Below are 18644 nucleotides of genomic sequence, written 5' to 3' on the forward strand. Positions count from 1 at the left end.
AGGGGCGGGACGGCCCCGCGACCGATCACATCGCCTCGCGCCGGCCGGTGCCGCCCGGGCCATCCCCTCTGGTGCGACGGCGCCGCGTGACTAGGTTGCGGGGCATGAGCCTGCAGATCGCCTTCGACAACAGCTATGCCCGCCTGCCGGATCGGCTGTTCACCCGCCACGGCGCCACGCCCGTCGCCGCCCCGCGCCTGATCGCCCTCAACGAGGGGCTCGCCCGCCGGATGGGGCTGGACCCCGCCTCCCTCCGCGGGGCGGAGGGTGTCGCGATGCTCGCGGGGAACGCCGCGCCGGAGGGCGCCGCGCCGCTGGCGCAGGCCTATGCCGGGCACCAGTTCGGCAACTGGAATCCCGGCCTCGGCGACGGGCGCGCGCTGCTCTTGGGCGAGATCGTGGGCCCGGACGGGGTCCGGCGCGACCTGCAGCTCAAGGGATCGGGCCGCACGCCGTATTCACGCGGCGGCGACGGGCGGGCCTGGCTCGGCCCGGTCCTGCGCGAATACCTCACGTCCGAGGCGATGGCCGCGATGGGCGTGCCGACGACGCGCGCCCTCGCCGCCGTGGCGACCGGCGAGACGGTGCTGCGCGAGGCGCCCCTGCCCGGCGCGATCCTCGCCCGGGTCGCCGCAAGCCACGTGCGCGTCGGCACGTTCGAGCGCTTCGCCGCCGCCGGCGATGTCGCGGCGCTGGAGGCGCTTCGCGATCACGTCCTCGCCCGGCACTACCCGGAGGCCGACGGGACCGAGGGGCTGCTCGCCGCCGTGGTCGAGGCGCAGGCCCGCCTGGTCGCGCAATGGATGGCGCTCGGCTTCGTCCACGGGGTGATGAACACCGACAACATGGCGATCTCGGGCGAGACCATCGATTACGGCCCCTGCGCCTTCATCGACGCCTACCGCCCGGACGCGGTCTATTCCTCGATCGACGTCCACGGCCGCTACGCCTGGAACGCGCAGCCGCAGATCGCGCTGTGGAACCTCGCCCAGCTGGCCTCGTCGCTGGTCCCGCTGATGGACAGCGAGGAGGCCGCGATCGAGCGCTTCACCGCCATCCTCGACGGCTTTGCGGGCACCTACCAGGCGGAATGGCTGCGCCTCTTCGCCGCGAAGCTGGGCCTGCCGGCGGACCGGGCCGACCGAGAGCTGGTCGAGAACCTGCTTGGTCTGATGGCGGCGGGCGGATCGGATTTCACCAACACCTTCGCGGCGTTGGAGGACGATCTTGCCGGAACGCGGGGCTCCATCGCGCCGCTGCGCGACCAGGTCGCCGACCGCGCGGGGCTGGAGGCGTGGCTCGCCGAGTGGCGCGGCCGGGGGCCCGAGGCGGCGCGCATGGCGGGCGCCAATCCCCGGATCGTTCCGCGCCTGCACCTGGTGGAACGGGTGATCACGGCGGCCGTCGCGGGGGACGAGGCGCCGTTCCACACCCTGCTGGCCCGCGCGACGGATCCGTTCGCCGATCCGGGCGCCGACTGGACGACCCCGCCAGCAATGGACGAGAGGGTGACGCGGACTTTCTGCGGAACCTGAGGAGCGCCCCGCAAGCGCCTGATCCATCAGTTTTCTTCGTGCCCCGGCGCCTTGCCCGACGGGGCGGCATAGGGCCGGGTCACGTCTCGCAGCACGACCTCCAGCGCCTCGACCGCCACCTCGATCTCGCCGTCGCCGGCGAGGACGAGCCGCAGCGTGCCCGTCCCGTCCTCGCCCGGCTCCCACCCCAGCGAGAGCAGCGACAGCACGGTCTCGGAATCGCCGCGCGGCACGCCTTGGCTGCGGACCGCCTGCACGTCCTCGACGACCAGCATGGTGCGCACCCGCTCGTAGTCGCGGCGGCGCGCCTCTGCCCGGTCCTTGTCCTCCCAGCGGAAGCGGCCCAGCAGCAGCGCGAAGCGCCGCTCGCGCGGCTTGAACACCATGTCGGACCCGTTGAATACGGCATCCTGCACGAGGGCCGAGATCACGCCCAGATCCTCGGCGTCGAGCGCCTTCAGGCGCAGCGGCCGCTCCGCCCCGTCGGCGAAGCTGGCATCCCGGGGGCCCTGATCGCTCATTGCCCGGCCACCCGCTCGACGCGGGCGCCGACCGCGCCCAGCTTCTGCTCCAGCCGTTCGTAACCCCGGTCGAGATGGTAGACCCGGCTCACCACGGTCTCGCCCTCGGCGGCGAGCCCGGCCAGGATCAGCGACACGCTGGCCCGCAGGTCGGTCGCCATGACCGGCGCCCCCTTCAGCCGCTCGACCCCGCGCACGGTGGCATGCCCTCCCTGCACGTCGATGCTGGCGCCCATGCGGATCAGCTCGGGCGCGTGCATGAAGCGGTTCTCGAAGATCCTCTCCTCCAGCACGCTGGTCCCCTCGGCGGTGCAGAGCATCGCCATCATCTGCGCCTGCAGGTCGGTGGGAAAGCCGGGAAAGGGCTCGGTCGTGACGTCGACGGCGTGCGGCCGGCCGTTGCGGCGCGCCACCTTCAGCCCGCGCCCCGTCTCCTCGACCGAGATCCCGGCCGCGTCCAGCTTCTCGGCGAAGGCGGCGACGAGGTCCATCCGCCCGCCGAGGCATTCGACCGACCCGCCCGCGATGACGGGGGCGAGCATGTAGGTGCCGAGCTCGATCCGGTCGGTCACGACCGGATGCGTCGCGCCGCCCAGCCGGTCCACGCCCTGCACCTCGATCCGGCTCGTGCCGTCGCCCTCGATCTGGGCGCCCATCCGGCGCAGGCAGGTGGCGAGGTCCACGATCTCGGGCTCGCGCGCGGCGTTCTCGATGATCGTCGTGCCCCCGGCCAGGGTGGCGGCCATCAGCACGTTCTCGGTCGCGCCGACGGAGGGGAACTTGAGCGTCACCGTCCCGCCCTTGAGCCCGCCCGGCGCCTCGGCGTGGAGATAGCCGTCCTTCAGCTCGATCTCGGCGCCCATCGCGGTCAGCGCGTCGATATGGATGTCCATCGGCCGCGCGCCGATCGCGCAGCCGCCGGGCAGCGAGACGACCGCCCGCCCGTGCCGCGCCAGAAGCGGGCCGAGGACCAGGTTCGAGGCGCGCATCTTGCGCACGATGTCGTAATCCGCCCGTTGGCCGTTCAGCCCGTGCGAGGACATCACGATGGTCCTGCCGTCGTTCATCGACGACACCTCGGCGCCCAGCGATTGCAGCAGCTGGGTCATCGTGCGGATGTCGCTGAGGCGCGGCGCGTTGGTCAGCGTCAGCGGCTCCTCGCTCAGCAGCGTCGCGGGCATGAGGGCGAGGCAGGCGTTCTTGGCCCCCGCGATGGGAATCTCGCCGGACAGTTCCTGCCCGCCGGTGACGACGATCGAATCCATTATCCGTCCTGCTCCTGCTCGCCCGGGTCCTGGGACCGGGCCTTTGCCTGCGCCTTGCGCCGCGCGATATTGGCCTTGAGCGCCGCCTTCAGACGGTCTTCCCGGGCCGTGCCGCCCTTCGGCGACGTCCGCTCCGGGTCGCTGGTCCTGGGGGCGCGCGGCTCTTTCATCCGCCCGGACATAACGCCGCGCCCCCGGCCCGTAAAGCGCGCGACCCGCCCGCGCGTCACCCCCGCGCGCCCGGTGCAGAAAACGGCTTGCACCCCGCGCCGGGCCGGGTAAAAGGCCGCCCACGGTCGCTGCCGTAGCTCAGGGGTAGAGCACTCCCTTGGTAAGGGAGAGGTCGAGAGTTCAAATCTCTCCGGCAGCACCAGTTTCCCCGACATCGCCGCCCCTGCCCCTCGCCATCCTGCGCGGGCGGCTCTAGGTCCGGGGCATGGCACAGGCGCACGGGCACCATCACCACCACCATCCGGCCGATCTCGGCGACCGCCGGGTGCTGGGCGCCGTCCTCGTCAATCTCGCGCTGACCGTCGCGCAGATCGTCGGCGGGATCCTGTCGGGCAGCCTCGCGCTGATCGCGGACGCGCTGCACAACCTCTCGGACGCGGTCTCGCTCGTCATCGCCTTCGCCGCGCGGCGGATCGCGCGGCGCCCCTCGGATGCGGGGATGACCTTCGGCTATGTTCGGGCCGAGGTTGTCGCGGCGCTGGTCAACTACACGACGCTGATCCTGATCGGCCTCTACCTGCTGTGGGAGGCGTGGGCGCGCTTCCTCGACCCGCAGCCGATCGAGGGCTGGACGGTGGTCTGGATCGCCGCGCTGGCCCTGCTGGTCGACGTGGTCACCGCCTGGCTCACCTTCGCCCTGTCGAAGGAAAGCATGAACATCCGCGCCGCCTTCCTGCACAACGTCGCCGACGCGCTGGGATCGGTCGGGGTGATCGTGGCCGGGGTGCTGGTGATCCTCTACGGCTGGTGGATCGTCGACCCGATCGTCACCGCGATGATCTCGGCCTACATCCTGTGGCACGCGATCTCCGAGATCGGCGGTGCGATCCGCATCCTGATGCTGGGCGCCCCCGAAGGGGTCGAGACCGGCGAGGTCGTCGACGCCCTGCGCGCGGCCGACGGGGTGCGCGACCTGCACCACGTCCATCTGTGGCAGATCGACGAATCGAAGCTGGCGCTCGAGGCGCATCTCGTGGTCGATCCCGGGGCCGGGATGGACCGCGCGGATGCGGTCAAGGCGCGGGTCAAGGCGATGCTGGCCGAACGCTTCGGCATCGGCCACGCGACGCTGGAACTCGAGAGGCCGGGCGATGCCTGCGGCGAGGCCGAAACGATCGGCCACGATGCCGAGCGCGATCGGGAAGAGGACCCCGGACGGGACCCCGCCCACGCGCACTGAGTCCAGAGGGACAGAAGGTCACCAGCTGATTTAAGGGCTCAGAAGGTCACCGCCTGTCCCGTCGCCGCGCTTTCCTGCGCGGCGAGGCCCATCCGCACCGCCCAGGCGCCGTCCGCCAGCGTGACCTCGACCGGTCCGCCGCCCCGCACGGCCTGGGCGAAGCGCAGGTGCTGAAAATAGGTCGACCCGTTATGGTCCCCCGCCGCCAGAAGCGCGGGATCGATCGGGAAATCCTCAATCGCCGGCCCCTTGGGGGACCGGGGCGAGCGGATCACCCGCGGCATCGGCAGCGGCCCCGCCTCCACCGGCCAGAACCGTGAGGGGCCGGGAACATGCGCCTCGATCTTGCCCGCCGGGCCCAACGCCCAGACCTCCTCCTGGTAGCGAGCGCCCTCGGCGAACATGCACAGCTCAAGCATCGCCCGGGCGCCGCCCTCGAAATCGACGATCGCGTAGGCATGGTCCCAGATGTCGGGGGCGCGGCCGCCATAGCTCTCGTCGAGATGGTTCACCGCCTGCCCGCCGCTCGCCATCACGCGCACCGGGTCGGCGCGCAGGATCAGCCGCATCAGGTCGAAGAAGTGGCAGCATTTCTCGACCAGCGTGCCGCCGGTCTGCGCGTTGAAGCGGTTCCAGTCGCCGACCTTGGGCAGGAAGGGAAAGCGGTGCTCGCGGATCGTCAGCATCCGCGGCCCGCCGGTCGCCGCGTCCACGTCCCGCACCAGCGCGGCGATGGGCGGCATGTAGCGGTATTCCATCGCCACCCAGACCGGCGCCGGGTAGCTGTCGGCAAAGCGCCGGACGGTCTCGGCCTCGTCCGCGCGGGTGAAGAGCGGCTTCTCGACCAGGATCGGCCGGGGCGGTCCCGCCGCCGCGATCATGCGGATCTGGTCCAGGTGGTGATGGTTGGGCGAGACGATGACGAAGGCGTCGAGATCCTCGCGCGCGACCAGCGCCGCGACGCTCTCCTCCACCGCGGCGCCGCCCGCCAGCACGGCGGCGGCGGCCGCGTTCTCGGGCACCGGATCGTGCAGCGCGGCGACGCGCGCGCCCTCCACCAGGGCGATGTTGCGGATATGCTCGCGCCCCATCATCCCGGCCCCGATGAGGCCGTAGCGCAGCTCCCGGATCATGGCGTCAGCCCTTCCCCATGCGCGAGACATAGGCCGCGCGGTCCGGATCGAACCAGGTGCGCGACACCTCGACCGGCCCCTCCACCGCCGGCGCGCCGGCCGCCCAGCCCCGGCGGTCGACCCGGCCGACCACACTCCCCGGCGCGGGCGCGAATCCCGCCGGCGCCCAGTCCGGCGCCGCGCCGATCCCGACCCGGTCCTCCACCCGGCCGATGATGAGCCCGAAGCGCTCGCGCCAGGCGCGGTAGAGGGATTCCCCCAGTTCCGCGACGGTCAGCCGCGGCACCGCCCCGGCATCGAGCCAGATCTCCTCCACCGCGACGGCCACCCCGTCGAGCCGCCGCAGGCGCCGGATCCGGTGCGCCTCGGGCGACGTGCCGAAGGGCGGCAGCGCCGCCGGCTTGCTCAGCCGCCGCACCTCCAGGATCTCGGCGGTCGGCAGGCCGCCCCCGCCCGGCCCCTCCAGCCGGAACAGCGAATAGACCGACGCCACCTCGCCCTTGTGCCGCACGTAATTGCCCGAGCCCTGGATCCGCCTCAGCAGGCCCTTGCCCTCCAGTTCGGCCAGCGCCTTGCGCAGCGTGCCGACGCTGATCCCGTGCGAGGCCGCCATCTCGCGTTCCGGCGGCAGGCGCGCCCCGTCGGGCAGCCGACCGGCGAGGATCTCGCGGATCAGCGCCTCGCTGACCTGAAGCCAGCGCGGCAGGCCGGCACGTTGCAGGGGGGCGGGTCCGTCCATGGCGTCCTCGGACAATTGATCCACGATTGATGCACTCATTCCCCGCTGCTATGCAAGGGGCGGCATCGCGCAGGAGACCACGGAAAATGACCGTCGTTCCAATCACCTCGCCGGATCTGGATGCGGCCGAGATCTCGTGGTTCTCGGCCCTGTGCAGCGACGATTACGCCCAGCTCGGCGTGCCGGAGGGCGCGCTGCGCTCGTCCTTCGCCCATTGCCGCGACATCACGCTCGAGGCCGAGCGGCAGGGCTTCCGCAACATCCTGTGCCCCTCCTCTTACCAGGTCGGGCAGGACACGCTCAGCTTCGTCGCCGCGATGGCGCCGCTGACGAGCCGGATCAACATGCTCGCCGCGATCCGCTGCGGCGAGATGCAGCCGATCATGCTGGCCCGCACGATCGCCACGCTCGATCACATGCTGCAGGGGCGGCTGACGCTCAACGTCATCTCCTCGGACTTCCCCGGCCAGAAGGAGCCCTCGCCCTTCCGCTACCGCCGCAGTCACGAGGTGGTCGAGATCCTGCGCCAGGCCTGGACGCGCGACCGCATCGACTATCACGGCGAGATCTACGGTTTCACGGACGTGCCCACCGACCCGGCGCGGCCCTACCAGCAGGGCGGCGGCCCGCTGCTCTATTTCGGTGGCTATTCCCCCGACGCGCTCGAGCTCTGCGGGGCCCAGTGCGACGTCTACCTGATGTGGCCCGAGGCGAAGGACCAGCTGGCCGAGCGGATGCGCGCCGTCCATGCGCGCGCAGAGGCGCATGGCCGCACGCTCGATTACGGGCTGCGCGTCCACGTCATCGTCCGCGACACGGAAGCCGAGGCGCGCGACTACGCCGAGCATCTGACGGCCCGGCTCGACGACGAGTACGGCAGGCTGATCCGCGAGCGGGCGCATGACGCGTCCTCGCTCGGCGTGTCCCACCAGGCGCGCGCCCGCGAACTTGCCGACCAGTTCGGTTATGTCGAGCCGCATCTGTGGACCGGGATCGGCCGCGCCCGGTCGGGCTGCGGCGCCGCAATCGTCGGCAGCGCCGACCAGGTCCTGTCGGAGCTGGAGGCCTATCGCCGGATGGGCATCCGCGCCTTCATCCTGTCGGGCTACCCGCATCTGGACGAGGCGCAACATTTCGGCCGTCTCTGCCTGCCGGCGCTGGACACCTGCTCTCTGCCGCATATCTACGGCCGGGTTCCCGACACTACACCGCCGACCCCACTCGGCACCGGAGAGAGGCGCTGAGAATGGAGCGGATCGAGATCGCGGAGGGGCTGGACTTCTCGCGCCTCGTCTACGGGATGTGGCGGCTCGGCGACGATGCCGATACCTCGCCCGCCCATGTCCGGGCCAAGGTCGAGGCCTGTCTCGACCAGGGCATCACGACGATGGACCAGGCCGACATCTACGGCGGCTACATGGCCGAGGAGATCCTCGGCCAGGCGCTGAAGGGCACCGACCTGCGCGACCGGATCGAGATCGTCACGAAATGCGACATCGTCGCTCCGATGGGCCGCCATGCCGGCGCCCCGGTGAAGCATTACGACACCTCGCGCGCCCATATCGAGGCGTCGGTCGCGCAATCGCTGCGGCTGATGGGGATCGATCGGATCGACCTGCTGCTGATCCATCGCCCCGACCCGATGATGGATCCCGAGGAAACGGGGGCCGCGCTCGACGGGCTGGTCGCCTCGGGCAAGGTCCGCGCGGTCGGCGTGTCGAACTTCCGCCCCTGGGACTGGGCGCTGCTGCAGGGCGCGATGGAGACCACGCTGGTCACCAACCAGATCGAGCTCTCCCTCGCGATGCACGAGGGGTTCACGAATGGCGACGTGGCGCATCTGCAGGCGCTGCGCCGCCCGATCATGGCCTGGTCCCCGCTCGGCGGCGGCTCGCTCCTGGCCGGGGCGGCACCGGCGCTCGGCGACGCGTTGCGCGCCGTGGCCGCGGAACAGGGCGGGGATCCGGCGGCGGTGGCGGTCGCCTGGCTGCTGGCCCATCCCGCCCGCATCCTGCCCGTGATGGGCACCAACAACCTGGACCGGATCCGCCGCCTCTCCGAGGCGACCCGGATCGAGATCGACCGCCCCACCTGGTTCCGTCTCTATACCGCCGCGCTCGGCCACGAGGTTCCGTGACCCGCTTCGACCCCGCCACGGATCCCCGCGCCTTCCGCGGCGCGCTCGGCGCCTTCGCCACCGGCGTGTGCATCGTGACCACCCGCTCGCCGGAGGGCGCGCCGGTCGGCATCACCGCCAACAGCTTCGCCTCGGTCTCGCTCGATCCGCCGCTGGTGCTGTGGTCGCCCGCCCGCGCCTCCAGCCGGTTCGAGCTCTTCGCCGCGGCGCCCCGGTTCGCCATCCACGTGCTGCGTCACGACCAGCACCCGCTCTCCACCGCCTTCACCCGCGACGCCGATCCCGGCATCGACTGGGACGAGGGGATCGACGGACTGCCGCTCCTGCCCGAGGCGCTGGCCGTGTTCGAGGCCGTGGCCGAGGCGCGGCACCCGGCCGGGGATCACGACATCGTCGTCGGCCGGGTGATCGCGGCGCGGCTCGAACGCGGACAGCCGCTCGTCTTCCAGCACGGCGCCTACGGGACCTTCGCCGCGCTCGAAGGCGGCTCGCCCCCCGAAGGCTAGGCGTCCGTCCCGTCACTTCGCAGGGATCGAGACCACCTCGGCGACCGGCCCGCCGCGGGCGCGCCGCCTTCGGGGGCGGGACTCACATCAGGTCCGGCAGGTCGCAGGACATGCTCCATTCCAGCCGGCAGCACAGCGCCCGGGCCGCGGGGCCGTAGGGTCCGCCCAGGCACATCGCCCCCCGCGGTACCGCGCCCGGCACCGGGGTGAAGGCCGCCGCCGCCGCGCCCACGCTGGTGCGCGACAGGCGGTTCAGATGCTCGATCGTCGCGGCCCCGCGCCAGGCATCCATCGGCTGCGGCGCGAGATGGACGCCGGTCAGGGGCACTGCCTCGAGCGCGGTCAGGCGCGGGCCCTCCGCCGAACCGAGCTCGAAATAGGCCCGGCCCAGCAGCCCGTAATCGTGGCCCACCGGCAGCCCGTCGCGGATCGCCCCGCCCACGAAGAGCAGGTTTCCGAGCGAGTAGAAGATCGCGTGGTCCGGCCCCGCCTCGACCGCGCGGGGGACATGCGGATGATGGCCGATCACCAGGTTCACGCCCGCCTCGTCGACGGCGCGCCGGAACGCCTCGGCCTGACCCCGGTCGAGCGCGATCTCGTTCTCGATCCCGGCATGGATCGACAGGATCTTCAGCTCCGCCTCGGCCTCGGCCAGATGCCGCAGCACGGCGTCGTACTGGCCCGGCACGCGCCACATCGCCATGCCGGTCACGCCGTCCGCGGCGGCGAAGCTGGCCGAGCCGATCCCGATCGCCGACATCGCGACCCGCACGCCGCCGATCTCGGCAATGGCGGGGCGCAGCGCCTCCTCTCCCCGGCCGATCCCGGCGAAGAGGATCGGGCCCCCGCCCTGCGCCGCGCGCTCGAAATGCTCCAGCGTCGCGGCGAGGCCCGGCCAGCCGTGGTCGTAGGCGTGGTTGTTGGCCAGCGAGAAGGCGTTGACGCCGATCTCGCGCAGGTGGTCGATCTGCGCCGGGTGCGAGCGGAAGACGAAGCTCTTGGGCTGGGCCACGCCGTCCGTCTCGCTCACCACCGTCTCGACATTGACGAAGACGAGGTCGCCCGTCAGCTCGGTCGCGAGGAAGTCCGTCGTGTGGCCGAGCGGGAAGGTCCCGAACTTCGACACCGTCCCGGGGCGCGGCGCGGTCCGGCTCTGCGCGAAGTTGACGTCGCCGCCGAAGGTGACGACGAATTCCTGCGCCGCGGCGGGACCGGCGAGCGCGAGGCAGAGCAGCAGCGCGCGGATCATTGCAGCAGCGCCGGCAGGTCGGCGGATCCGGCCGCGAACGGCCCGTCCCCGTCGCAGACGAGGCGCGGCATCAGCGCACGGCCCGGAACGATGCGCTCGACCAGGTCGTGCGCGGCCCGGGCCGCGGGGGCCACCCCGCCCTCGTCCGCGACCGCCAGTTCGCGCCCCGCGCCCCGGACCATGGCGAGCGCGACCCAGCCCAGTTCCGCGACCGCCGCCCGCGCCCCCAGGCCGAGGGCGAGGTCCCCCTCCGGCGCGGCGAGGCAGATCCCGATCCGCAGCAGCATCCCCGTCTGCCGGGCAAGCCCGACCTGGCCCGAGACGAAATTGCCGGTCGAATAGGCGACCGGCACCGCGCCGGACGGGCCCGGTACCGTCTCGACCGGCTGGACGACATGGGGATGGGTGGCGATCACCGCCATCGCCCCGGCCGCCGCCATCTCGGCGGCGAGCGCGCGCTCGGCCTGGCCGGGAACGTGGGTGTATTCCACCCCCCAATGCGGCAGCACGATCACCCCCGCCACGCCGGGCCGCGCCGCCTCGGCCCGGATCGCGGCCATGACCTCGTCCCGGTCGGCAAAGCAGTTCAGCGCCTGCCGCCCCGGATCCGGCACGCCGTTGGTCGAGAATGTGCAGGACAGCAGCGCGATGCGCCCCAGCGCCGAGGGCAGGTGCAGGACGAAATCCCGCGGCGCCCCCGTCCGGATCGTGCCGCTATGCGGCAGGCCCGCCGCCTCCAGCGCGTCGATCGTGGCGTCCGCCCCGGCCGAGAACCGGTCGAGCGCGTGGTTGTTCGCCGTGCTCACCGCGTCGATCCCCAGATCGCGCAGGGCCGGCAGCAGCGAGGCATGGTAGTTGAAGAGCGGGTACGAGCTGTGGACCGTCCCGTCGAACACCGCGCCGGGATCGCCCCGGAAGCCGGACAGCGCAAGGCCCGTGGCGACCGGCCCTTCCAGATTGGCCACCGCGAGATCGGCCTCGCGCAGGAAGGGCGCCGCCGCGGACCAGAGCGTCCCGAAGCCCGCCGCGTAGGCCTGCCGCTGCAGCGGGGAATGCAGCAGCACGTCCCCGACGAAGGCGAGGGTGACGCGCCTGTCGTCGCCGCAGGCATTCACGGCCGGCGGCGCGCGGTCATAGGCGGCCCGGCAGGTCTGCGCGGTCGCCGCCCCGCCCGCGAGGGCGAGGCCGAGGCCCAGGGCCCGAACGAGGGCCGCCGCCCTCACAGGTCGTCGCGGAAGAACACGAAGAGCGCGGTATAGCCCCGCTTGGTCAGCAGGGCCCCGTCCTGGTCCCGGAGCCAGGTCCCGTCGCGGCTGTATCCGGTCCGGGCCGCGGGGCTGTCCTCGGGCGTGCTGGCGAAGAGGCGCGGCACCTCGCCCCACAGCGGCGTCCCCTCGCCCCGCGCGCCGCCGGGGTGCAGCATCTCCCACGCCATGTCCATGTTCTCGCAGCGCATCCGCACGCAGCCATGCGAGGCGGGCCGTCCCAGCCGGACGTACTGCCCGTGGGTCGTGCCGTGCATCGCGACGCCGGATTGCCGTCCCGACGTGTAGTGAAGGTCGATGTAGACGGCGCGGTACATGCCGGGCGAGCCCCAGCCGGTGCGGAAGCGGTGGCTGCGCTCGTCGAGGTTGTAGACCCCCGTCGGCGTCGGCCCGGCCCGGTCGTTCCCGGGCCAGAACGTGCCGGTCGAGACCGGCCAGGACCAGCCCGCCTCCTCCGGCAGGCCGGGCTCGCGCAGGGCCAGGTCCCAGCCGGACCCCGCGCGGCCCAGCACCCACATCTTCTGCATGCCGCCGCCCGAAAAGGCGGTGTTGACGTAGAAGGCGTGGGTGAAGGCCCCGGGAATGTCCGAGGGGCGCAGATAGCCCGCGAGGTCCAGCCCCTCGAGGTAGTCGATGCCGAAATCGGGCGCGGCCATCGCGCGCAGGGGCGCCGCCACCGCGGCCAGCCCCGCCGCCCCGCCCGCCAGGACGGCGCGCCGCGTCGGGCGCGGGTTCTCTGTCATGACGGCAGCCCTTCTTCCCTAGCCGAGGCCGAAGGTCCGGTGCAGCAGGCCGCGCCACGACGCGAAGAGATCGGGCGCCCCCCAGGCGGCCCGCATGTCCTCTGCCCGGACGACGATCCCCAGCAACCAATCGTCCACTGCCCCAGCGTCAGGCATGGCGAACATCAGGTCAAGGAATTGTTCGCCCGAGAAGATCCAGGCCAGGATCAGCGCCGCCCAGAGCGTCGCGAGAAAGGTCGGATTTCCGCGCGTGCCCATCCGAGCCCCCCTAGAACTGGAAGTAGATGAAGGGCGCGACACCGTCCTGCGCCGCGGCGAAGAGCGTGACCGTCCCCGCCGCGAGGAGCGCGGCCTGCGCCCAGGCCGGCAGGCGGATCACCCCGCCCTCGACCCGGTCGCGCCAGCGCATCGGCAGCCAGTTCATCGCCAGCCCCAGGGCGATCAGCGCCAGCGCCGGACCGGTGATCGCGGTCGCGGCAAAGCCCTCGGCCCGCGTCAGCGCGGACAGGATGGCGAGCGTTCCGTCCCAGTCCGAGGCGCGGAACGGGATCCAGAGCGCCAGCACGATCAGCAGCGTCACCGGGATCGACAGCACCGAGAGCGCGCCGGTCCGCCCCCGGATCGCCCGCTCCGCCGCGAGGGCGAGCCCGTGCAGGAACCCCCACGCGAGGAAGTTCCACCCCGCCCCGTGCCACAGCCCCGCCAGCGTCATCGTCAGGAGAAGGTTGACCGTCACCCGCGCGGGCGTGCCGCGGTTGCCGCCCAGCGGGATGTAGAGGTAGTCGCGGATCCAGGACGACAGCGAGATGTGCCAGCGGCGCCAGAAATCGCTGAGGCCCCGCGCCCGGTAGGGCTGGTCGAAGTTCCGCATGAAGCGGTAGCCCAGCAGCAGCGCGATGCCGATGGCGATGTCGGAATAGCCCGAGAAGTCGCAGTAGATCTGGATCCCGTAGCCCAGCACGGCCAGCGCGGTCACGGCCGCGTCCTGCCCCTCGGGATAGGCGAAGACGGGGTCGACCAGCAGGACCGACAGGTAGTTGGCGACCACCATCTTCTTGAACAGGCCCGACAGGATCAGCACCACCGCCGCGCCGCGCATCGCGGCGTCGACCGCGAAGGGCCGGTCGATCTGCGGCAGGAAATCCGCCGCCCGGACGATCGGCCCCGCAACGAGTTGCGGAAAGAACGAGATGTAGAGAGCGACGTCGAACGGGTTCCGCCGCGGCGCGATCTCTCCCCGCGCGCAGTCCATCACGTAGGAGATCGCCTGGAAGGTGTAGAACGAGATCCCGACCGGCAGGATCACCCGCAGCAGCGACAGGTCCCGCGCCAGTACGCTGTCCTGCAGCAGCTGCGCCAGCGAGAGCGTGAAGAAGTTGAAGTACTTGAAGAGGGCCAGCGTGCCGATCAGCAGGACGATCGACAGCCCCCTGGCCCAGCGATGCCGCCGCGCGCCGAGGCCGCCCGCCCAGGCGATGGCCGAGACCCCCGCCATGAGTAGGCAGAACCGCCAGTCCCAGGCCGCGTAGAACACGTAGGAGGCGGCGATCAGCAGCGCCTTGCGCCACGCGGCCGCCCCCGCCACGGCGAGGTTCAGGCCGTAGACGACGGCGAAGAACAGGACGAACTGGAGCGTCGGAAATACCAAGGAAGGCGCGCCGACCTATTGCAGCGGCAGGTCGACCCCGCCCCCGGGGACCGAGGCCAGCACCGGCGAGACGCCGCCCCCCGGTACCGGGGCCAGCTGGGGAAAGCGCTCGATCAGCGCGTCGAAGACCCGGTCGGCCACCATCCGGTAGCCGGTCCCGGTGAAATGCGAGCCGTCGGCGGTCCGCATGGCCACGCTCTGACCGTCGATCGTCACGTTGCGCTCGAACACGCCGTTCGGCGCCGTCCAGGTCAGCGGAAAGAACGTGCCCCCCGCGGCCAGGATCTCGTCCTCGTAGACCGGATTCAGCCGGGCCAGATGCGCGTTGAGGTTGGTATGGCTGTCCGGCCCCGGCCCGATCCAGTAGATCACGGCGCCGGCCTCGGCCGCGACGGCGAGGATCTTGCGGATCTGGTCCCGATAGGCGCCCTCCCACGCCTCGGTCCCGTAGCCGGTGCGGCCCTCGGGGGCGAGGATGGTCTGCATGTCGTTCGCGCCGAAATGCGCGACCACGATGTCCGGCTGCAGCTGCGCCGCCTGCGCGGCGAAGTTCTCGGGCCAGTCGTAGTAATCCGCCCTTGCAAGGCCGGTCGAGACGCGCCCGCGATTGGTCACGTCGATCGGCAGGTCGCGCGCGGCGGCCTGCTGGACGAGCAGCTGCCCGAACCCGTCGGCGAGGCTGTCGCCGATGACCAGCAGCCGCGCCGGGTCCGCGGCCGAGATGCCGGGGCGCAGCGTCGCGGCTGTCTGGGGCGGGGCGGCCTCGGCGCTCACGAGGTCCAGCCCCATGTCCTGGGCATTGGCGCGGCGCCCGTCCGACGCGCAGGCGGCGACCAGCGTCGCCGCGGCGGTCAGCAGCATGAGCGGGCGCATCATTGCAGCGCCAGGCCGTCGATCGCCGCCTCGCGCCCGGCGGAGAGGAAGATCCGCTCGACCTCGCGCGACAGCAGGCCCGCCACCACGTCGTAGCCGATCTCGGTGAAATGGACCTGGTCGGTCACGCGGACCTGGCGGAGCGTGCCGCCCACCTCGGCCGACATGACGAACCCGCCGAGGCCGAAGGTCGTGGGCTCGTGCGTGTCGACGAAGAGGATGCCCGCCTTCTCGGCCGCGGCGGCCTGCAGCGCGGTGATCGCGCGGTAGCTGTCCTCGAACCGGGCCTCGCCCACGATCGGCAGGCCGAGCCAGACCACGTCGGCCCCCGTCGCGGCCAGGGCGGCGCCCAGGCTCTCGGCCCGGGCCGCATAGGCCGCGTCCCATTCGGGCGAGCCGAAGACGGCGCGGGTCGTGCCCTCGCGGATGTTCTGGATGTCGTTCGCGCCCATCTGCACCACGATCAGGTCGGCCCCCTCGGCCGGACCCGCGATCCGGCCGACCCATTCCTCGGGCGCGGTGCGGGTCAGCCCGTCCGAGACGGTCGTGCCGCGATGCACCTCGACGGTGCCGCAGCGGGCGAAGGCGCGGAAGAACGAGCCCCACAATCCGTCGGCCAGGCTGTCGCCCAGCACGACGATGGACACGTCGTCCTGCGGGCAGCCGGCGGAATCGAGAAGCGGTCCGTCATAGGCGAGGGCCGGCGCGGCGAAGGTCAGGCCGAGGCAGAGCCCGGCCGCGGAAAGGGCGTGGCGCATCAGCCGGCCTCCTGCAGCTCGAAGAAGGCGTCGACGGAGCGCGCCGTGTTGGTGCCGCCGATCCCGTCGATCCGGCCGGCAAAGACGCCGGCATCGCGCAGGCGGGTCTGGATCTCGGCCACGACGGCGTTGGTGCGCCCGTCGAGCCCGTCGGTCAGCCGCCCCCGGGCGGTCTCGTCCCCGAGTTCGAGCGCCGACCAGTAGAGGTCCGCCGCCCGCGCCGGATCCGGCTCGATCCCCTCTCCGCCGCGCTCGTAGAGCTCGGCGAGGAAGGAATTGGCATGGGTGTAGCCCTGCTCGACCGCGCGGGCGAACCACTCCTCGGCCAGCCTGTCCGACTGCTCGGCGCCCTGCCCCGTCCGGTGGAAGTAGCCGGCGAAGAACTGCGCCGCGGGATTGCCCGCCTCGGCCTGGGCGCGGGCGATGGCATAGGCGTCCTCGGCCGTGCGCCCGTCGATCAGGCCGCGCGAATAGAGCACCGTCAGCACCTCGCCCGAGAGCCAGTCGCCGAGATCGAGCCCGGCCAGGGCCAGCTCCTCGGCCGCGGCGTAATCGGCCGCCTCGCCGGGGCCGGGCGCGTAGGTCAGGTGGGCGAGCAGGCCATGCGCCTCCGGCAGGCCGGCCTCGACGCCGGCGCGGTAGGCGTTGCGCGCGGCGTCGAGATCCTCCGCCGCCTGCGCCACGCGCCCGAGCGCGGTCGCCACGACGGGAGAGCCGGGATAGCTGGTCAGCGCGGCGCGGCAGGTCCGCTCCGCCGCCGCCTGGTCGATATCGGCCAGAAGGCGCGGACCGCCCTGCTGCGGCAGACCGGCCAGCGCGAGGCACGGACCGGCGGCCGTCGCCTCCTCGGACAGGCGGGCTAGGGTCGCCTCGGCCCCTTCGCGGCCGCCGCAGATCTCGCAGGTCTCCAGCCAGTCGCCGATCATGCTGGCGTTGCGCCTGGCAAGCGCCTCTTCGAGCCGCGCCTGCTCCTCCTGGAAGACGCTGTCGGTCTGCAGCGCCTCGATCTCGGCCTCGGCCGCGGCGGCGTTGTCGCAGGCGATGCAGCTGGCCAGCCAGGCCTGCAGCCCCGGCAGGTCGCGCGCCGCGACCAGCCGTTCGAACGCCGCGTTCTCGTCCGCGCGGGCGGCGGCGGCCTCACGCAGGGCGGCGATGCGCGCCCCGGCCTCGTCCTCGAAGGCGCAGAGCTGGCAATTGGCGAGGTAGATCTCCAGCCGGCCGGGCGTCTCGTCCGCGCGGATCGTCTCCCACACGCCGGTCTCGAGGCGCAGCGCCATCGCGCGCTCCTCGATCACGGTCAGGCGCGCGGCCAGCGAGGCCTCGCCCGGGCAGTAGGCGCAGGTCTGCAGGTATTCCTCGATCGCCGCGGCATCCTCGGAAGAGGCGAGGAACAGCGCCTCGAACTCCTCCAGATAGACCGCGCTTTCCATCTCGGGCAGCAGCGGCGCCTGGGGCACCGAGACGAGCGCCTGGTCCGGGCCGTCGCCGCGGCTGAGGATCAGCGAGTAGCGCGCCGCGCATCCGGCGCCGCGATGCACCTGCCGCTCGAGCGCGGCGCGGATGTAGCCCTCGGCCTCCGCCACCGTGACCGTCCCGTCGGCGTCGCCGAACGGCGTGCGGTCGGGCAGCCCGGCCAAAGCCTCGTAATGCAGCGCCGGACGCGCGGCCTCGCAGGTGCCGCCGGCGCCGATCATGGCGACCGACATCGCGAAGCCCGCCGACTGGAACGCCGATTGCAGCTCGGTCAGGGCGCCGGGAAAGCGGTCGTCCGGATCCTCGATCCGCAGGAAGGCCATCTGCGCCGCCTCCGGATCGAAGGCGGACATCAGGGCGCCCAGCCGATCCTCGAGCGCGGAGACCGGCATGGTCTCGCCGCCGATCGTCACGCTGGTCTGCGCCCCTTCGCTCGCCGCGCCGAGCGCGAGATCGATCACCAGCGACAGGTCGCCCGAGACGAGGCCGGCGCTGCCCGGCGCCGAGACGAAGGTCGAGACCGGGTTGGCCCGCAGCAACGCGGACAGCACGTCGAGCCCGGCGGTCGCCCCGTCGGGCAGCGCCGGCAGCTGCAGCACGCTGAGTTCGCCCTGGACCGTGCCCGGACGGCCCTCGGCCGGGTCGGAGGCGACGAAGATCAGGCGACCGGGGCCGGTCGCCCCCGCCGCCTGCGCCGCGCCGGGCGCGGCGGCCCCGGACGGGCCGTCCTCCTGCGCCGCGGCCGCGCCGGCCAGAAGGGCGGCGCCCAGAAGCGGGGCCATGGCGGCGCCCCTCGGCGCGATTGACAGCGCCGCCCGGAAAAAGCTCCGCATGGTCAAGACACCCTCCATCCGCGCCGCCCCCGGACGCCCTTCCGGCACGGCCCGGCCCGAAAGTCCGCCGTCCCGCCCATTCCCGTTCGCGGAGGCCGCGCGCCGTCCCCCGGACGCGCCCCCGTGCGGCAGGAAAGGCACGGGTGACCGCGGCGTCAAGGCAAAGCTTTCCCGTCCGGACGGGCGGTTGCGGGCCGTTGCAGAATCGCGGCGGCGCGGGCCCCGCACGATGCGGCGGCCGACCGGCGGTCTCGACCCGGGGCCTGCGCGACGCGGCGACCGGACGGCGGTCGTTCCGCACCCGCACGATGCGCGGGCCGACCGGCACTCCCTCCGGGCCCCGCGCGATGCGGCGGCCGACCGGCGGTCGGCCAAGGGCCAGGCCCCGCACAATGCGGTGGCCGACCGGCGGTCGGCCAAGGGCCGGCACGACGGCGGTGGCCGACCGGCGGTCGGCCAAGGGCCGGCACGACGCGGCGACCGGACGGCGGTCGGTCCGCACCCGCGCGATGCGCGGGCCGACCGGCACTCCCTCCGGGCCCCGCGCGATGCGGG

18 protein-coding genes and 1 tRNA gene are annotated in these 18644 nt (G+C 72.7%); 6 read left to right on the forward strand and 13 right to left on the reverse strand.

Annotated features, from left to right (window positions below):
* Positions 1-104: 104 nt before the first annotated feature.
* Positions 105-1535, forward strand: a complete 1431-nt coding sequence (locus tag BUE30_RS01300; protein ID WP_073325895.1) for a protein adenylyltransferase SelO — start codon at positions 105-107, stop codon at positions 1533-1535.
* Positions 1536-1561: 26 nt separating this feature from the next.
* Here BUE30_RS01300 and BUE30_RS01305 read toward each other — a convergent pair whose 3' ends face one another.
* The 3 genes from BUE30_RS01305 to BUE30_RS17705 are packed head-to-tail and all read right to left on the reverse strand — an operon-like array spanning position 1562 to position 3503.
* The gene (locus tag BUE30_RS01305; RefSeq protein WP_073325897.1) at positions 1562-2056 is read right to left on the reverse strand and encodes a DUF2948 family protein; all 495 of its coding nucleotides are present in this window, start codon (positions 2054-2056) and stop codon (positions 1562-1564) included.
* Positions 2053-3321: a UDP-N-acetylglucosamine 1-carboxyvinyltransferase gene (gene murA / locus BUE30_RS01310; RefSeq protein ID WP_073325899.1), complete on the reverse strand. Its 1269-nt coding sequence runs from the start codon at positions 3319-3321 to the stop codon at positions 2053-2055. The genes BUE30_RS01305 and murA overlap by 4 nt, the downstream gene beginning before the upstream one ends.
* Complete coding sequence (locus tag BUE30_RS17705; protein ID WP_073325900.1) at positions 3321-3503, reverse strand: hypothetical protein; 183 nt, start codon at positions 3501-3503, stop codon at positions 3321-3323. The genes murA and BUE30_RS17705 overlap by 1 nt, the downstream gene beginning before the upstream one ends.
* A 116-nt stretch (positions 3504-3619) precedes the next feature.
* Here BUE30_RS17705 and BUE30_RS01320 point away from each other — a divergent pair.
* Together BUE30_RS01320 and BUE30_RS01325 are read left to right on the forward strand one after the other, a co-directional pair.
* Positions 3620-3694: transfer RNA gene (locus BUE30_RS01320), tRNA-Thr, on the forward strand.
* 63 nt (positions 3695-3757) lie between these two features.
* The gene (locus tag BUE30_RS01325; protein ID WP_073325902.1) at positions 3758-4732 is read left to right on the forward strand and encodes a cation diffusion facilitator family transporter; all 975 of its coding nucleotides are present in this window, start codon (positions 3758-3760) and stop codon (positions 4730-4732) included.
* A gap of 38 nt (positions 4733-4770) precedes the next feature.
* Here the strand turns inward: BUE30_RS01325 and BUE30_RS01330 are convergent, their stop codons facing one another.
* Together BUE30_RS01330 and BUE30_RS01335 are read right to left on the reverse strand one after the other, a co-directional pair.
* The gene (locus BUE30_RS01330; RefSeq protein ID WP_073325903.1) at positions 4771-5865 is read right to left on the reverse strand and encodes a Gfo/Idh/MocA family protein; all 1095 of its coding nucleotides are present in this window, start codon (positions 5863-5865) and stop codon (positions 4771-4773) included.
* 4 nt (positions 5866-5869) lie between these two features.
* Positions 5870-6604, reverse strand: a complete 735-nt coding sequence (locus BUE30_RS01335; RefSeq protein ID WP_073325905.1) for a GntR family transcriptional regulator — start codon at positions 6602-6604, stop codon at positions 5870-5872.
* An 86-nt stretch (positions 6605-6690) separates the two neighbouring features.
* Here BUE30_RS01335 and BUE30_RS01340 point away from each other — a divergent pair, with 86 nt between their 5' ends.
* The 3 genes from BUE30_RS01340 to BUE30_RS01350 are packed head-to-tail and all read left to right on the forward strand — an operon-like array spanning position 6691 to position 9247.
* Positions 6691-7848: an LLM class flavin-dependent oxidoreductase gene (locus BUE30_RS01340; protein WP_073325906.1), complete on the forward strand. Its 1158-nt coding sequence runs from the start codon at positions 6691-6693 to the stop codon at positions 7846-7848.
* Between the two features lie 2 nt (positions 7849-7850).
* Positions 7851-8741 carry an aldo/keto reductase gene (locus BUE30_RS01345; protein WP_073325908.1) on the forward strand — a complete coding sequence of 297 codons (891 nt, stop codon included), beginning with the start codon at positions 7851-7853 and terminating at the stop codon, positions 8739-8741.
* Positions 8738-9247: a flavin reductase family protein gene (locus tag BUE30_RS01350; protein WP_073325909.1), complete on the forward strand. Its 510-nt coding sequence runs from the start codon at positions 8738-8740 to the stop codon at positions 9245-9247. Before BUE30_RS01345 ends, BUE30_RS01350 begins: the two co-directional genes overlap by 4 nt.
* A gap of 82 nt (positions 9248-9329) precedes the next feature.
* On the opposite strand, the gene BUE30_RS01355 is transcribed toward BUE30_RS01350, so the two are convergent.
* Genes BUE30_RS01355 through BUE30_RS01390 form a run of 8 tightly spaced genes read right to left on the reverse strand, consistent with a single transcriptional unit; the run spans position 9330 to position 18038 of the window.
* Entirely contained in the window at positions 9330-10496 is a 1167-nt protein-coding gene (locus tag BUE30_RS01355; protein WP_073325910.1) for a CapA family protein, read from the reverse strand.
* The gene (locus BUE30_RS01360) at positions 10493-11719 is read right to left on the reverse strand and encodes a CapA family protein (RefSeq protein ID WP_073325911.1); all 1227 of its coding nucleotides are present in this window, start codon (positions 11717-11719) and stop codon (positions 10493-10495) included. The genes BUE30_RS01355 and BUE30_RS01360 overlap by 4 nt, the downstream gene beginning before the upstream one ends.
* Complete coding sequence (locus BUE30_RS01365) at positions 11716-12504, reverse strand: L,D-transpeptidase (protein WP_073325913.1); 789 nt, start codon at positions 12502-12504, stop codon at positions 11716-11718. Before BUE30_RS01365 ends, BUE30_RS01360 begins: the two co-directional genes overlap by 4 nt.
* Positions 12505-12522: 18 nt before the next feature.
* Positions 12523-12762, reverse strand: a complete 240-nt coding sequence (locus BUE30_RS01370; RefSeq protein ID WP_073325915.1) for a hypothetical protein — start codon at positions 12760-12762, stop codon at positions 12523-12525.
* A gap of 10 nt (positions 12763-12772) precedes the next feature.
* Positions 12773-14152, reverse strand: coding sequence for an MBOAT family O-acyltransferase (locus BUE30_RS01375; protein WP_073325917.1), 1380 nt, complete (start codon positions 14150-14152; stop codon positions 12773-12775).
* 15 nt (positions 14153-14167) lie between these two features.
* Complete coding sequence (locus BUE30_RS01380) at positions 14168-15028, reverse strand: SGNH/GDSL hydrolase family protein (RefSeq protein ID WP_073325919.1); 861 nt, start codon at positions 15026-15028, stop codon at positions 14168-14170.
* Entirely contained in the window at positions 15025-15783 is a 759-nt protein-coding gene (locus BUE30_RS01385; protein WP_073325921.1) for a DUF459 domain-containing protein, read from the reverse strand. The genes BUE30_RS01380 and BUE30_RS01385 overlap by 4 nt, the downstream gene beginning before the upstream one ends.
* Entirely contained in the window at positions 15783-18038 is a 2256-nt protein-coding gene (locus BUE30_RS01390) for an SEL1-like repeat protein (RefSeq protein WP_073325923.1), read from the reverse strand. The genes BUE30_RS01385 and BUE30_RS01390 overlap by 1 nt, the downstream gene beginning before the upstream one ends.
* Positions 18039-18644 lie beyond the last annotated feature (606 nt).

This window comes from Wenxinia saemankumensis (genome assembly GCF_900141735.1).
In the GTDB taxonomy this organism is placed as follows: domain Bacteria; phylum Pseudomonadota; class Alphaproteobacteria; order Rhodobacterales; family Rhodobacteraceae; genus Wenxinia; species Wenxinia saemankumensis.